10 protein-coding genes (1 of these 10 only partly in view) are annotated in these 15,130 nt (G+C 62.0%); 3 read left to right on the plus strand and 7 right to left on the minus strand.

Translation table 11 applies throughout. The features are described from left to right. Window positions 1-119: 119 nt before the first annotated feature. Window positions 120-1,298, minus strand: a complete 1,179-nt coding sequence (locus tag FTE24_RS03745) for an acetoin utilization protein AcuC (protein ID WP_150229466.1) — start codon at window positions 1,296-1,298, stop codon at window positions 120-122. Between the two features lie 154 nt (window positions 1,299-1,452). Next, window positions 1,453-2,085, minus strand: a complete 633-nt coding sequence (locus tag FTE24_RS03750) for a GNAT family N-acetyltransferase (protein ID WP_150229468.1) — start codon at window positions 2,083-2,085, stop codon at window positions 1,453-1,455. Between the two features lie 400 nt (window positions 2,086-2,485). Here FTE24_RS03750 and acsA point away from each other — a divergent pair, with 400 nt between their 5' ends. The 3 genes from acsA to FTE24_RS03765 all read left to right on the plus strand — a co-directional run bounded on the left by acsA (window position 2,486) and on the right by FTE24_RS03765 (window position 6,182). Continuing rightward, window positions 2,486-4,249, plus strand: a complete 1,764-nt coding sequence (acsA, locus tag FTE24_RS03755; protein WP_150229470.1) for an acetate--CoA ligase — start codon at window positions 2,486-2,488, stop codon at window positions 4,247-4,249. A 239-nt stretch (window positions 4,250-4,488) separates the two neighbouring features. After that, window positions 4,489-5,088: a hypothetical protein gene (locus FTE24_RS03760; RefSeq protein WP_150229472.1), complete on the plus strand. Its 600-nt coding sequence runs from the start codon at window positions 4,489-4,491 to the stop codon at window positions 5,086-5,088. 14 nt (window positions 5,089-5,102) lie between these two features. Beyond that, window positions 5,103-6,182 carry a hypothetical protein gene (locus FTE24_RS03765; RefSeq protein WP_150229474.1) on the plus strand — a complete coding sequence of 360 codons (1,080 nt, stop codon included), beginning with the start codon at window positions 5,103-5,105 and terminating at the stop codon, window positions 6,180-6,182. Between the two features lie 72 nt (window positions 6,183-6,254). Here FTE24_RS03765 and FTE24_RS03770 read toward each other — a convergent pair whose 3' ends face one another. From FTE24_RS03770 to FTE24_RS03790, 5 genes are all read right to left on the minus strand, one after another. Then, complete coding sequence (locus tag FTE24_RS03770; RefSeq protein ID WP_150229476.1) at window positions 6,255-6,989, minus strand: Bax inhibitor-1/YccA family protein; 735 nt, start codon at window positions 6,987-6,989, stop codon at window positions 6,255-6,257. Between the two features lie 69 nt (window positions 6,990-7,058). Beyond that, the gene (locus FTE24_RS03775) at window positions 7,059-7,817 is read right to left on the minus strand and encodes a TipAS antibiotic-recognition domain-containing protein (RefSeq protein ID WP_150230677.1); all 759 of its coding nucleotides are present in this window, start codon (window positions 7,815-7,817) and stop codon (window positions 7,059-7,061) included. Between the two features lie 176 nt (window positions 7,818-7,993). Next, entirely contained in the window at window positions 7,994-8,839 is an 846-nt protein-coding gene (locus tag FTE24_RS03780; RefSeq protein ID WP_150229478.1) for an endonuclease/exonuclease/phosphatase family protein, read from the minus strand. A 199-nt stretch (window positions 8,840-9,038) separates the two neighbouring features. Further along, on the minus strand, window positions 9,039-15,089 hold the full coding sequence (locus FTE24_RS03785) for a non-ribosomal peptide synthetase (protein WP_160441637.1): 6,051 nt from the start codon (window positions 15,087-15,089) through the stop codon (window positions 9,039-9,041). Beyond that, on the minus strand, window positions 15,080-15,130 hold the 3' portion of the coding sequence (locus FTE24_RS03790; protein ID WP_160441638.1) for a condensation domain-containing protein. 1,614 nt of this gene lie beyond the right edge of the window; only the last 51 of its 1,665 coding nucleotides appear in the window; its start codon lies beyond the right edge, outside the window; its stop codon occupies window positions 15,080-15,082. The genes FTE24_RS03785 and FTE24_RS03790 overlap by 10 nt, the downstream gene beginning before the upstream one ends.

Raw genomic sequence — 15,130 nt, forward strand, 5'->3', positions numbered from 1 at the left:
CTTTCCGTGTATGGGTCAAAAAGAAAGGGCCGGCGCAATGCGCCGAACCTCTCTTTTTGTGTGCTCCCTGTTATTATACACCAGCGCGCATGTCGGACGCTGCAAAGCGCTGCGCGCCCCTAGCGCAAATACATCGAAGCGAGTTCCGCCGCACGCCGGTTTTTGGCTTCGATCTCGGCGCGTCTTGGCATGGGGCTCCACGACGCGGGATCGTCGAGCCACGTCTCCGGCAGTTCTTCGGGACTTTCCGGTCCCCAGCGTTCCAGCCACTCGCGCGGCAGGCGCAGCTTGGGATCGGCGTCGATCTGCCGCAGCAGCGGATGGCCGCTCATCTCCATCCATAGCAGCGCCCACGCTCTGGGCACCACGCGCCAAATATCGTAGCCGCCTCCGCCGAGCGCCACCCAGCGCCCGCCGCAGTAAGCGTGCGCCGCTTCGTGCAGCATCCGGGGCATCTCGCGGTAGATTTTCATCGAGCAGTGCACATGCGCCAGCGGATCGAGCGCATGCGCGTCGCAGCCGTGCTGGCTGACGATGATATCGGGCTTCGCTTTGCGCAGCACGTCGTCCAAAACGCTGCCAAAACATTCCAGCCACGAATCGTCTTCCGTATACGGCTCCATCGGCAGGTTGACCGTGCAGCCGAATCCTTCGCCTTCGCCGCGCTGCTCGACCAGTCCCGTTCCGGGAAACAAATATTTGCCCGTCTCGTGAATCGAATACGTATAGACGCCCGGATCGCTGTAGAACGACATTTCCACCCCGTCGCCGTGATGCACGTCCGTATCGACGTACAGCACCCGCGCGCCGTACTGTTTGCGGATAAAGGAAATGGCGATCGAAGCGTCGTTGTACACGCAAAAGCCCGAGCCGCGCTGCGGCATGGCGTGATGCAGCCCGCCCGCAAGGTTGACCGCGTGGCGCGCATCGCCGCCCATGACCAGCTTCGCCGCCGCTACCGAAGCCGCCGCGATGATCTCCGCGCTGCGGTGCATGCCGGGGAAAAACGGCGTGTCGTCGGTATCGAGGCCGTATTTTTGCGCGTCGCCCACGAGTCCGTCGTCGGGCGCCGGCTCGCTGAGCGCTTTGACCCGCTCGACGTATTCGGGTACGTGTACCGCATGCAGCAGTTCTTCGTCCAGCCGGTCGGCCGGCAGGATCTCTCCGTCCGTCGGAAAAGCGCCCGCCGTCCGCAGCAGGTCGCGGGTCAACGTAATGCGCCGCTGGTCGAACGGGTGATTTTGGCCGAACACGTAATTCAGGCTGTTCGGGTGAAACAAATAAACGGCGTCCCGCATCCCAAGGCTCCTCCTTTGGCTGTCCTGCCTGTTTTTCAAACGAATTTCTTTGTAAAGATCGTTTATAAAAAAAACTTTATAAAGCCTCTTTTTCGTCTGTTTCCCAAAATCGAAACACTTCCCTGCCTGCTTCAGTCCGAGTTTGACACGGGTCTCAATACATGAAGCGCTGCCGGAATCTCAGCCGATCGAAGTCCTCGACCGAATCCTGCGGCACGTACCGGCCGACCCGCACCATAAGGCAGTTGGCGGGATGGCTGCAAATTTCCGGATCGTCCGTGGCGAACCAGACCATATCGACGTTTTTCATCAGGTCCTCCATCATTTTCCGGTAATCCCAGACGCTGAGGCGCGTGCTCTCCAGATCCCAATGCCAATAATATTCGGTCGTGAACACGATCGCATTGTCGAGCTGACCGCCAGAAAAAGCGATCTCCAGCAGTTTTTTGCTCAACCCTTCGCCTCTGTAATCGTTTGCAACTTCGATCGCACCGAGCTCGATCAGATCGTCCATTTTCCCTTCCGACCAGCGTTCGTATTCATCGGGATAATGGAACGTGACGTAGCCGACGACCGTTTCGCCTTCGACCGCCGCGATGATCCGCCCTTCCGGCAGCCCGGCGATCTCGACCAGCGCCGCATGCTGTTCGGCGGGGCGCCGAAACGCGTCGAGCTGCGGATGCAGCGTCAGCTTGTCCAGATCCTCCGGCCGCATCGGCCCCTGCACGACCCGGCGCCGCTCCCCTTCCCCGACTGTTTCTTCCCGATAAAGCTTGATATGCTCCATGCGGCCTCCTTGCTTCGAACAGCAGCCTTTTCGAACCGGCAGACGGACAAAAAAGGCTGCCTTCGGGGCGTGCGGTTCCGAATATGATACGTTTATCATACCCCCTTTATTCGCCGAACGCCATATGGATACCTTTCCCAATGCTAGAGCATGGATGACAACGGCCGTAAAAACAGGTATACTTTCTGCGAAATCGATACGTCCGGCGAATCTGTCGGACGACCGAACATTCGGCGCGTCTCTGTCGAGGCAAAACGGCGCCGTCCGCATCATCGGACATCCGCTGTTTTGCGCGCCGAAGCTTTATTTTCACCGTTATTTGTAAGCGCTACATTTGTAAGGATTGTCAGGGTCGAAGCTGCACGGCTTCCCCTCATTCTATTGGCGACTGGAGGCTCTTATGGACAAGGACACGGTAGAAATCATTGGCGCCGAGGCGCAGCGATCCAATCTGGGCGATTACGAACAAGCCCGGCAAAATTTCGATTGGGCGGACGAAGAGCAGAAGTTCAGCTGGGCCGGGAGCGGCCGGCTCAATCTGGCGCACGAAGCGATCGACCGCCATGCGCGGTCGGGGCTCGGCGACAAGATCGCGCTGCATTACAGCGACCCGGAGCGCGAAGAATCGTATACGTTCGAGCAGCTGCGGCAGGAATCGAACCGGGCGGCGAACATGCTGCGCACTCTGGGCATTGGCAAAGGCGACCGCGTCTTTATCTTCATGCCGCGCACGCCGGAACTTTATTTTACGCTGCTCGGCATTATCAAGATCGGCGCGATCGCCGGTCCCCTGTTCGAGGCGTTCATGGAAACGGCGGTGCGCGACCGGCTGCAGGACAGCGGCGCGGTCGCGATCGTCACGACGCCGAAGCTGGCCGAGCGTATTCCCGCGCACGAGCTGCCGGAACTCAAGCACGTCGTATTGGTCGACAGCTCCAAGCCGGGCGGCAGCGAAGCGTCGGCCGACGACAGCCTGCTGCCCGGCGACTCGCCGTTTGCCGACTTCCATAAATTGATGGGCGAAGCGTCGACGGAAACGGAGATCGAATGGGTCGACCGCGAGCACGGCCTGATCCTGCATTACACGTCGGGTTCGACCGGCAAGCCCAAAGGCGTCTACCATGTGCACGGCGCGATGGTCCAGCACGGCTATACGGGCCGGATCGTGCTCGATTTGCGGCCAGACGACGTCTACTGGTGCACGGCCGATCCGGGCTGGGTGACGGGAACGTCGTACGGCATCTTCGCTCCGTGGCTGAACGGCGTGACCAACGTGATCCGCGGCGGCCGGTTCAGTCCGCAGGACTGGTACGAGACGATCCGGCGCTACCGGGTCACGGTCTGGTACAGCGCGCCGACGGCGTTCCGCATGCTGATGGGCGCGGGCGACGAAGCGGTCAAAGCGGCCGACCTGTCTTCGCTGCGGCATGTGCTGAGCGTCGGCGAACCGCTGAATCCGGAAGTGATCCGCTGGGGCTACCGCGTGTACAAGCAGCGCATTCACGATACGTGGTGGATGACGGAGACGGGCGCGCAGCTGATCTGCAACTATCCTTCGATGGACATGCGTCCCGGTTCGATGGGCAAGCCGATCCCGGGTGTCGAAGCGGCGATCATCGACGATCAGGGCCAGGTGCTGCCGCCGCTGCGGATGGGCAATCTGGCGATCCGTACGCCGTGGCCGTCGATCATGCGCCAAATCTGGAACAATCCGGCCAAGTTCGAAGAATACACGCGTATCGAAGGCTGGTACATTTCGGGCGATTCCGCCTACATGGACGAAGACGGCTATTTCTGGTTCCAGGGCCGGATCGACGACGTGATCAACACGTCCGGCGAACGCGTCGGCCCGTTCGAAGTCGAGAGCAAGCTGGTCGAGCATCCGGCCGTGGCCGAAGCGGGCGTGATCGGCAAGCCGGACCCGGTCCGGGGCGAAGTGATCAAAGCGTTCATCTCGCTGCGCGAAGGCTACGAAGCGAGCGACGAACTCAAAGCCGAAATTACGAAATTCGTCAAAGAAGGCTTGTCCGCCCACGCGGCTCCGCGCGAGATCGAATTCAAGGATAAGCTGCCCAAAACGCGCAGCGGCAAAATCATGCGCCGCGTGCTCAAAGCGTGGGAGCTGAAGCTTCCGGCCGGCGATTTGTCGACGATCGAAGATTGAGGGTTGAGTATGCAGGCCTGAAGATCAATGATTTTGCGGTTCACTGTTAAAAAAAGCCCGTATCCGCTGCCGGATCCGGGCTTTTCGGCATGGTTCTGTCCGCTGCGCGCCGCTGTACCGTCTGCAAGCCGTTTGGCTGAACGGACGTGAAATTTTCCGGTTCGTTGATTTTGCCGTTTGGATAAAAAGCCCCCTGTGTATTAACGCAGTGAATCCCTATTCGAAGGAGGCCTGTTCCATTGAATCGTCGCAGAAAAAGAACGCTCCCGGGCTTGGCCGCCGCCGCTCTGGCCGTGCCGTTATGGCTCGCTCCGCTCCCGCCCGCTTTTTCCGACCCTGCCGTTCATGCCGCTTCGGCTTTACCCCCCGCCCCGATGGACGATCCCGCGCGCAAGCAGCTGCTGTACGAAATTTCCGTGTTCAAGCAGGGCGCGGAACTGATGACGCCTTCCTCTCTGCACGGCAGCCTGCCCGACTTGTTCGCCGTCACGTACAAAGACCGGATCGTGACCGAGACGACCGCCGTCGCGCAAAATCCGAACGCCACGCCGGCCCAACTATCCCGCGCGCTGCGCTACGTCGATTTCTCTTTCCACGATTTTTTTGAAAAAGGCCGCCCTTCCACTTCGTATATTCTCGACAAAATGTCCACTTATTTCATCATGCATTATCCGAGAAGCGACGCGCCCGGCGGATATTCGGATGCCAAAGTCCAGGCGCTGATCGACAAAATGGCCGTGTTGAGCAGCCGGCTCGCTGGCGGAGAAGACGGTTTTACCGTTTACAAAATATATATGGAAACGCTGCTGGACTTTTATGCCCACCCCAATCCGTCATAAGGGAGGTCCTGATCTTGACCTTTTTCGATCGTCGAACTTTCGCACGACTTCCGCTGTCGGCGCTTGCCGCGCTCCTTCTGTTCGGCTCCGTGCCCGTGCTTGCCCAACAACCGACCGATTTGACTTCGGCTTCCGTGTCTCCTTCGTCGGCATCCGGCATCCGGCCGCCTTCCGGGATCGGACTGCAGGACGAAGACCGTGTCCGCCTGCTGCGGGAAGCGAGAGCGCTGTACGCATTCAACGAATTTCCGGATCGTCCTTCCGATTACGATCCATTTTACGAAACGTTCAAAACGGCCGGACTTGCCGCTTTTCGCGCCGCGTTCGATCCCGCTTCGACGCGCGAAGAGTTGACGGCCGCCGCGCAGTCTGTGCACGATTTTCCGCAGTACGAGCTGTACGCCGGCGTCTATAACGTCCCGGTCGACACGATCCTGTTCGAACAGGAACTCCAGCTTCGCCTGTACGAAGAGTTCGGCAGCGAACCCGGCCAACGCACCGAAGCGGATGCCGAGCGGTTCATGCAGCAAATCGCGCTGATGCGCGATCAGCTCTATCCGCTCGTGTCCCGGGATTATTGGAATCCGGACGTATGGCCGATCTTCTGGGCGTATCTCAACGCCAAAGCGGACTTTGAAGATCTGCGCGGCGGACGGGCCGACCTGTTCGCCCAAACGTTCCGCTACCGGACCGACGTGCTGAACCGGACGGTCGACGGGCGGCTGTCCCCGGCGCAAACGGCCGGCTTCGACGCCGCCGTGCGGGAGCTGGAGACGCGACTCGCCACCTTCGGCGCGCCGGAAGCGATCGAAGCCGCATTCGCCGGGGTCCGGGCGGCCTACGCCAGCCTGCCGGAGTCCGGAACGCCGGCGGCCGGACTGTCCGCCGATCTCGCCGCCGCGCGTGCGCTGCTCGACCTGCCCCGGGGCATCCGCTCCGGCCAGTATCCGGCTTCCGCTTTCGGCGCGCTGCGCCGGGCGATCAACGAAGCGCAGCGCGCGCTGGAAAAAGTCGGCACCGATGCCCGGCTCGCTCAGGCGCGCAGCGCTCTGGCTTCCGCCGTCTCGGCCTTCCGCGCCAAGCAGAAACCTTGACCGTCACGCTCTCCTGCCCGACCCAAAAAGCCCTCAGCGTTGTTCGCTGCGGGCTTTTTCATATGCGCTCGATCAGTTCCGTCTCAATTTCGACAGCAGTTTCAATACTTCCAGATACAACCATACGAGCGTCACCATCAAGCCGAACGCGCCGTACCATTCCATATATTTCGGAGCGCCCTGACGCGTGCCCTGCTCGATAAAATCGAAGTCCAGCAGCAGATTCAGCGACGCGATCACGACGACGAACAGGCTGATTCCGATACCGATCAGGCCGGATTCATGGATAAACGGGACGTTGATTCCGAAAAAGCCAAGTACGAAATCGAACAGGTACACGAGCATGATCGAAAACGTCGCTACGATGATGCCGGTGAGAAGGCCCGGCGTCACTTTGATAATCCGCGTCACGTAGAGCAGCAGCATCGCAAACAGCGTGCCGACCGTGATCAGTACCGCGTTGATGACGATGCCGGGATACTGGCTGTCGAACGAAGCCGAGATCGCGCCAAGCGCCAATCCCTGAAAGATCGCGTACAGCGGAGCGGTAATAAAAGCGATTTTCGGCACGAAACTCGTGACCAGCGCCGCGATCAAGCCCAGCACGACGCCCGCGATCATGATGCCGTAGACGTCCATGCCCTGATCGAACCGGTACCAGGTGTAAGCCGCGCCTCCGATCAGCAGAAGCAGCAGCACGAACGTCTTGTGCACCGTTCCGCCCAGCGTCATCGCGCCCGAGCCGATCAGGTCTTCCCTCGCACGATCAAATATTTTTCTGCCCAAAACCGGGTTTCTCGATTCCATCCCCATCATCCTTTTTCCGTAAAATGTCTCTCCAGACTCTTTCTACGTCCAAAGTCGGTCGGGGTTCCGTCAATCTTCCGATCCGTGCCGGCGGGCATACTCTTCCATCGCCGCGCCCATAAACGCCGCCAGCCCGGCGCCGTACCGGTCGAGATGGGCCGTAAAGCGTTCGTCTTCCGTGTACAGTCGTCCCAGCCCGGCCAATGCTTCAGGCGAATACGTGCCGAAGTGGTGCAAAAAGTCGCACCAGCGCCCGATTTCCTGCTGCGCGATCAGCGAGGCGGGATGTTCGTGCCGAATACCGGCCAGCGACTGCACCCGCTCTTCCCATTCCCGCTGCAGCTCCGCGCTCAAGCCCGGCGTGCGGGCCGCTTCGGCCAGCTTCTTCTTCGATTCGTCGATCCTCGCATCTCCCCACCGCTCGCGGGCTTCCCGCTCATACGGATCATTCGTAAACTCTATTCCTTCGAATCGCTGTTCGTCGGTCATCCCGATCTCTCCTTTGGCATGTCGGATCGTGCGGTCGATATTGTCAATCATGCGGCGCGTCTGCTCAAGCTTGCGCTCAAGCAGGCGCCGCTGCAGCTCCAGCGCTTCCAGCCGGTCAAAAGCGGGATCGTCCAGTATCCCGCGTATTTCCTGCAGCGTGAAGCCCAGTTCGCGGAAAAACAAAATCTGCTGCAATCGCTCCAGATCTTGTTCGGCGTACAGCCGGTATCCGGCTTCCGCGGTCCGCTCCGGCCTCAGCAGCCCGATCTCGTCGTAATGATGCAGCGCGCGGACGCTAATGCCGGCGAGCTGCGATACTTCTTTGACTTTCAAAGCGATTTTCCCCACCTCCTCGGTCTTTGACCTCAGCATAAAGGATGACGCGGCGTGAGGGTCAATGCTTTTTTTGCGCCGATTTCGCGGCGGGTAAGGCAAAAAAACTTCCCGCCCGCGCATCGGCATGCGCGAACGGGAAGTGTGCCGCATCGTATTCGGTCATCGGAACGGGCGCAGGATCAGCTTCCGGCGTAGACCAGCTCCGCGACCAGCGGGTAATGATCGGACGGATATTTGCCCGCGAACTCGCGCCGTTCGATAAAGCTGCGCCGCACTTCAAGCGGAGCGGTCGCGAAAATGTAATCGATCGGTTCGCCTTCGAGTCCCCCGAGGAAATCGTGGAACGTGCGTCCGATCTCGCCTTCGAGCTTGGCATAGGCATCCTGCAGCGCCGGAACCGGGCCTTCCGCCGGCAGTTCGCCGCGCAGGTAGCGCAGCGGGGCGTCGGACGGGAACCCGTTCATGTCGCCCATCAGAATCGACGCGCCGCCCGGAAATTCCGCTTCGTGCGAACGCATGACCGAAGCGACCAGCTTGGCGCCTTCGATCCGCGCCGCTTCGCCGATATGGTCGAAATGCGTATTGTATACGCGTACTTCCTGCCCGGAAGCCCGGAAGCGGAAGCGTCCCCAGGTGCAGATCCGCGGGTAATCGCTGTCCCAGCCGAGCGAACCGACCGTCTCCGGCGTCTCCGACAGCCAGAACTGGCCTTGTCCGAGCAGCTCGAACAGGTACCGCCGATAGAAAATGGCGCATGCTTCGTCGTCCGCTTCGCCCCGGCGCCCCATGCCGATCCGGTCGTACTCCGGCAGTTCCCGCTGCAAATCGTCCAGCATAAGCGGATACGCTTCCTGCACGCCGACCACAGCCGGCGCAAGATCCGCGATCGTCCGCGCCGCCCACGGCGCCCGCTGCGTCCATTCGTTGCCGGCGTCGTTCGCCGTGTGGGTGCGCAGATTGAACGTCATGACGGTCCATGCGCCGAGACGTTCCGTTTGCGAATCGTTATTTCGTTGCCGATTCATATAAAATCCTCCCGTTTGCTTCGATCCGGCCAGCCGCGGCCACGAGAGGCGCAAACTTGGATCGAAACGTTTTTATTGAATACTTCTACGGTCTATCATACTGCATTTTCACCCGATGGGGAGCAAAAAAAAGCGCATTCTTCTTCTCTCTGCCGCTTGCAAGCGTCGGCAGCCGAGGCGAAGAATGCGCATGGCCGGTCTACAGGACCGGCAGTTCGCTCAACCGTTTATGGATATAAGACCGCAGGTGCGCGGCCAGTTCGTCTTCCCGTCCTTCGGTGCAGACCGTCTGAACGTAGAACCGGTCCCCGTTCCACACGATGCCGGTCGCGAACGGATCGAAACGTTCCGTATCGTCGGCCCTGGCGGCGGAACGTTCCGCTTCTTCCCGCAGGAACGGCTCCGCGTCCGTATCCCGTGCGTCAAAGATCGACAAATCGTTGTAGACCGGAATATCAAGCTGCTCGGGCCGAATATCGGCCAACAAAGCCGACAGTCCCGGATAACGGCCGCGCAGTTGTTCATCGACCAGCAGCGCGGACATGTTGATATTGTGGCGGCTCATAAATTCCAGTTTGTCCGCGATATCGGCTCCGTAGTCCGCCACGGCCGAAGGATCGACGACGCACGGCACGAAATCGATAAATTCGCCCAAATAATCGTGGTAGCGCCGATCTGTGTACGTTCGGCCCGTATGCACGTTAAAGATCGGAATAGACGCGTCGGGGAACAGGAACAGCAGAACGGCCCGGTACAATTCGCCCGGCAGTTCCGGCAGCGCTTCGATCCGCCCTTGCGACTGCGCGCCTTCGACTTCGCATACGGTGCGGAACGCATGCAGCGGAGCGAGGGCCAGCCGTTCGCGGTACCGGACGACCGAGTCCCGGAACCGGTTCAGATCGAGGCGTTCGACGATCTCCGCTTCGGTGACGCCGACAGGCCCGCGCAGGATCTGGTCGACGTAATGCTGGTAATCGTACACTTCGGCGTCGTGTTCGCCGGAGACGGGATGCCGGTCGTATTCGTCGGACAGTTGGTCGCAGAACGCCTGGCTGCTCATTCCGTCGAAGATCAGATGCGTGCAGGTCATAAGGAACAAATAATCGTTCCGGCTTCGCTTGATCAGGATCATGCGGTGCGCAAGCGACTTCCCGTCATAGCGAAGTTCGTCGTCGAACTCCGTATACGAAGCCCGAATCGCCGCGATCGCCGCTTCTTGCTCCGCTTCCGGCTTGGCAGACCAGTCCAGCAGCGGCACGTCGATACGCGCCGGGCACGCCAACTCCCGTCTCTCCCACGTTTCGCCGCCAATCACAAACGTCGACCGCAGCAGCGGATGCCGGCGGAACATGCCCTGCATGACGACTTCGAACGTCTCCGGATTCACGTCGCGGTTCAGCGCGCGTTCCGCGTAGCTGGACCTGACGCCCATCCGGTAAGACAGCCGCTGCACCGGAGACAGCGGACGAACCGCTTCCGCGGGCGCAGCCGCGAGGTTCCGCGCCCGGCTCTCCATCAGCGCGAGCGCCGCTTGAGCCGTCTCTGCACCCGCAGGCGCGCTGTTCGCCGGATGCTTGGCGTCGGCCGCGGACGGTTCGGCTTCGTTCGCAGCCGGATTGGCTTCGTCTGCGGAGGCACTCTGGCGGCCGAATTCGGCCTGCTCGTCCAGGAAAACGGCAAGCGCGGCCGGTGTCGGATGCTTGAACAAATGCACGATCGACAGCGAGTGCCCGAGTCTGCGCAGACCGGCGATCAATTTGATCGCTTTGATCGAATTGCCTCCCCGCTCGAAAAAGTGATCTGTGCGACCGATCCGCGGCACACCGAGCGTCTGCTCGAACAGCAGCGTCAATTCCGTCTCCAGCTCCGTCGCCGGAGCCGTGTAAGGTTCCGTCTGCGCCCAGACGGGATCGGGCAGTTTTTTGCGGTCCAGCTTGCCGTTGGCCGACACGTCCAGCGCCCCGATCGCCATCATCCGTTCGGGAATCATGTAATCCGGAAGAGTTGCCCGGAGCCGGTCGGCAATAACGGCCAGATGCGACGCCTCGCATGGACGTTCTCCGACGACGTAGGCGCACAGCACCGGCTCGCCGGCAGGATCGCGCTTGATCGCCAGCGCGGCGTCGGCTACGCCCGGAGCCGATTTGATAACTTCCTCGATCTCGCCCAGCTCGATGCGGAAGCCCCGAATCTTGACCTGTTCGTCGATACGTCCCAGATACTCGATCTGCCCGTCCGGCAGCCACTGGGCCAGATCGCCTGTGCGATACAGCAGCTGGCCCGGCGAATAAGGGTCGGGCACGAACGTCTCGGCGCTGCGTTCCGGCAGGTTCAAGTAACCCCGGCCGACGCCGCTGCCGCCGATACACAGCTCGCCCGGCATGCCGATTCCGCACAGGCTTCCGCCTTCGCCGATGATCCACGTCTGCGTATTGGCGATCGGCCGGCCGATCAGCACCGCCCGGCGCTCCGAACGGGGATCGAACACGTAGTCGCAGCAGCCGACGGTCGTCTCTGTCGGGCCGTATTCGTTATGGATCTCGATCTGCGCCCCGAACGTCCGCAGCGCTTCGCGCGCCGTTCTCGATTCCAGTTCTTCGCCGCCCACGATCAGGCATTCCAATCCGGGCAGCGGCATCGCCTCGGGCGAGCCGGCGGCCAGCTTGAGATGCGAAGGCGTCAGCTTGATGATCGTCAGCTCCGTATCGCGGAACACGGCGAACAGATCGTGCTCGATCCCGTCTCTGTACACGTGTATCCGGCCGCCGGCCAGCAGCGGCAGGAACAGCGAAGTGAGCGTGAGATCGAAGCAGATGCTCGTAAAGAGCGGCATGACGGGCGCCGACTTCACGTAAGACTCGCGGGCGTGCAGCACATAGTTCATCAGATTGCCGTGGGACAGCTGGGCGCCCTTGGGCGTTCCCGTCGAACCCGACGTATAGATGCAGTAGCCGAGGTCGGAAGGCAGCGGCCGAACGGCAGGCGCTTCGGATTCGCCTCCGCTCAGCAGCACGTCGACCGGAACCTGCTTGCAGTGCCGGAATACGAGCGCATAAGCCGATTGCTCGGTCATGATCACTTTGGCCCGGCTGTCTTCGACCATGAACCGGATACGGTCTTCCGGGTAATCCGGTTCGATCGGCAGGAACGCGGCTCCGCTTTTCAAAATGCCCAGCACAGCCGCCACGAGCGGAAGCCCTCTCGGCAGCGCGAAAGCGACCACGTCTCCGGGCGAGATGCCCCAGGAGATCAAGGCGTTGGCGATCCGGTTCGCTTTCTGTTCCAGTTCGCCGTACGTATGGCGGTCCGCCCCGCAGACGACGGCCGTGCGATCCGGGAACGCCGCGGCCTGCTCGGCCCACCGGTCGACGAACGTGTCTTCCGGCGCGGCCCGGACCGCGCCCTGGCTGAACGTCTCGCGAATCAATTCGCTCTCCACCGCGTTCAGACTGTCGATCTGGCCGATCCGCTGCGAAGAACGAAGCGTCATCGCTTCGAGAATGCGCAGAAAATGTTCCGCATAACGGCGCACCGTCGCTTCGCCGAGCAGGTCGGTGCAGTATTCCCAGTGGATACGATGGTCGCGGCCGTCGCCGTCCACCGTCAGCGTCATATCGAACTTGGCCGATCCGGCGTCTCCTTCGACGTCGCCGAACGATACGTGGCGCGCGGCCAATTCTTCCTGTTCGTTATTCTGGTGCACGAACATGACGTCGAACAGCGGGTTGCGCGACAAATCCCGGTTGAACGAAGCGCGGTCAATCAACGTCTCGAACGGGAACTCCTGATAGTCGAAGCCGGTCAGGCACAGATCTTTGATCTCCCGCAAAAAATCGACGATCCGCTTATCCGATTCGGGCCGCGCCCGCATCGCCAGCGTATTGACGAACATGCCGACCATGTTCTCGGTATCCCGATGCGTCCGGCCCGCGACCGGCGTGCCGACGACGAGGTCGGCCTGCCGGCTATACCGGCTCAGCAAAATAAAATACGCGGACAAAAACACCATGTATTCGGTCGTGCCGGTATCGCGGCATAACCGCCGGACCCGCTCGGACAACTCCGCCGGAGCGACGGCATGGAAGCTGGCGCCGGCGAAGCTCTGCATTTGCCCGCGCGGGTAATCGAGCGGCAGGTCCAGCACCGGCGTCGCCTCTTCGAACTGCTTCAGCCAGTACTCTTCCGCCGCTCCCTGGTCGCGCAGGCGCATCCATTCGCTGTAGTCTTTGTACTGCCGCTCCGGCCTCGGCAGGCTCTCGCCCGCGTACAGCCGGGAAAACTCGCGCGTAATTACGTTCATCGACGCTCCGTCCGCGATCAGATGATGCAGGTCGAACAGCAGCGCGCCCCGCTCCCCTCCGGTGCGGATCACTTTGAGCCGTATCAGCGGCGCCGTGTCCAGCTCGAACGGACGCACGAAGCGGCTCAGCCACACTTCCCGGTCTTCGTCCGCTTCGCCTTCTTCGAACTCTACCACCGCTTCGACCTGCGGCTCGATCCGCTGAATCAGCTCGCCGTCTTCCAGATGGAAGCTCGTCCGCAGGCTCTCGTGCCGCTCCATCAACTGCGCAAAAGCCGAGCGGATCCGCAGCAGATCCAAATCGCCTTCCAGTTCGAGCAGCCCCGGCAGGTTATACGCCGTGCCCGCTCCTTCCAGCTGCTGGATCAGATACAGCCGCTTCTGCGCCGACGACATCGGATACGCCGGCTGCACCGGCGCGGCCGGAATCGGCACATACACGCGGTGTTCCGCTTCCTGCAATCGCAGCGCCAGCGCCGCGGGTGTCGGCGCTTCGAAGATCGCCGTCAGCGGCAGCCGCACGCCCGTGCGCGCTTCCAGCCGGTTGATCGCCCGCGTCGCGCGCAGCGAATGGCCGCCCAGTTCGAAGAACGAAGCGTCCCGGCCCAGGCNGTCTTCGAACACTTCGATCACAGCCGCTTCGCGTTCATTTTGCGGCGCGGCGTATTGCGCCGCCTGCGGCGCCGCCGGTTCCGGCAGCGCGGCCCGGTCCAGCTTGCCGTTTGACGTCATCGGCAGCCGTTCCAGCCGCGTAATCGACGCCGGCACCAGATAACCCGGCAGCCGCCGGCCCAGCTCGCGCCGGATCTCCTCGACGTCTACCGAGTCGTCGGCGGCCGCATACCCGCACAGATACGCCGCGCCGTACTCGTCTTCGCGCACCGTCACCGCCGCGTCGCGCACACCGCTCACGCTCCGCAGTTCATGCTCGATCTCGCCCGGCTCGACCCGGTAACCCCGGATCTTCACCTGCGTATCGGTCCGGCCCAAATAATCGACCGTGCCGTCCGGCCGCCAGCGGGCCAGATCGCCTGTGCGGTACCACGTGCCGCCCGCGGCGTACGGATCTTCGCCGAACACCTCCGCCGTCTGCTCCGGGCGGTTGAGGTAGCCGATCGCCACCCCGTCTCCGCCGACGACCAGTTCGCCGGGCTGTCCGATACCGCAGAGCCGGCCGCCGGGATCAAGAATATACGCCGTGCTGTTCGCGATCGGACGTCCGATCGGCAGCGGACCGTTCACGTCTTCGATCACGTGCATGAGCGAAAACGTCGTGTTTTCGGTCGGGCCGTAGCCGTTAATGAGGCGCGGCCGCTGCGGTTGTTCCAGCAGCTTGGACACGTGACGCTGCGACAAACGTTCGCCGCCGATCAAAAGATCGTCAAGCGTTGACACGGCGGCCGGGTCGTCGTCCATATAATGGTTGAACAGCTGCGCCGTCATCCACATCGTGTTGATGTCATGCTTCCGCAGCTGCTCGGCCAAATGCGCGGCGTCCGGCACTTCGGCCGGTTCGCTCAGGTAGACGAAGCCGCCGCTGAGCAGCGGTCCCCAGATCTCGAACGTCGAGGCGTCGAACGCCAGCGCGCCGGTCTGCAGCACGCGCGCCTGCGCGAAATCAAGCAGGCCGGTGCCCTGCACGAGCCGCGTCACGCTGCGATGGCGGACGCGGACGCCTTTGGGCCGTCCGGTCGTGCCGGACGTGAACAGCACGTACGCTTCGTCTTCGCCGCTGCCGGGGTGGTGCGGCGCGGACTCGGCGTTGGCCGCCGAGTCCGCGTGCGGCGGATAGTCGGCCGCCGCCGACAGGTCCAGCTCGACCAATGGCCGCCCGCCCGCAATAGCGCGGGCAGTATCCCCCTGCCCCGGCAGGTGCAGCAGCGCCGACACGTCGGCGTCGCCGAGCAGCGCCGACAGACGCTCGGCCGGATCGCCGCTCGTCAGCGGCACGTACGCGCAGCCCGCTTTGAGTATCGCCAGCAGGCCGGCGA

This window comes from Saccharibacillus sp. WB 17, assembly GCF_008634075.2.
Taxonomy (GTDB): Bacteria; Bacillota; Bacilli; order Paenibacillales; family Paenibacillaceae; genus Saccharibacillus; species Saccharibacillus brassicae.

Excerpts from the sequence above, each read along its gene's own strand:
- FTE24_RS03745 (WP_150229466.1), bottom strand. The coding sequence starts at position 1,298 with ATGCGGGACGCCGTTTATTTGTTTCACCCGAACAGCCTGAATTACGTG.
- FTE24_RS03750 (WP_150229468.1), bottom strand. The coding sequence starts at position 2,085 with ATGGAGCATATCAAGCTTTATCGGGAAGAAACAGTCGGGGAAGGGGAG.
- acsA (WP_150229470.1), top strand. The coding sequence starts at position 2,486 with ATGGACAAGGACACGGTAGAAATCATTGGCGCCGAGGCGCAGCGATCC.
- FTE24_RS03770 (WP_150229476.1), bottom strand. The coding sequence starts at position 6,989 with ATGGAATCGAGAAACCCGGTTTTGGGCAGAAAAATATTTGATCGTGCG.
- FTE24_RS03780 (WP_150229478.1), bottom strand. The coding sequence starts at position 8,839 with ATGAATCGGCAACGAAATAACGATTCGCAAACGGAACGTCTCGGCGCA.